Source organism: Pseudomonas sp. SIMBA_067, assembly GCF_046534675.1.
Lineage (GTDB): Bacteria > Pseudomonadota > Gammaproteobacteria > Pseudomonadales > Pseudomonadaceae > Aquipseudomonas > Aquipseudomonas putida.
In genome coordinates this window covers 1-244 of record NZ_JAWRYH010001134.1, presented here as the reverse complement: position 1 = coordinate 244, position 244 = coordinate 1, and the positions used below count along the sequence as shown (strand labels likewise).

The following is a 244-nucleotide window of genomic DNA, read 5'->3' as shown; positions in this document are numbered from 1 at the left end:
AACGACAATCCCAGGACATCCACTTCCTGAAATGCGTCAGTGCCGATAAACGGTGCGGACACTTGACCGGTGATGGCAACAACAGGGATGGAATCTAACAGTGCGTCCGCAAGCCCGGTTATCAGGTTGGTTGCGCCCGGACCAGACGTGGCGATACATACGCCAGTTTTGCCGGTAGCACGAGCATAACCGATAGCCGCCATTGCCGCACCCTGCTCATGTCGGCATAGCAAGTGCTCCACGC

General features: G+C 57.0%; 1 protein-coding gene. It reads right to left on the bottom strand.

From position 1 onward, the window contains the following. A partial coding sequence (locus SB765_RS32835; protein ID WP_410932920.1) for a thiamine pyrophosphate-binding protein occupies positions 1 to 244 on the bottom strand: 244 nt, incomplete at both ends.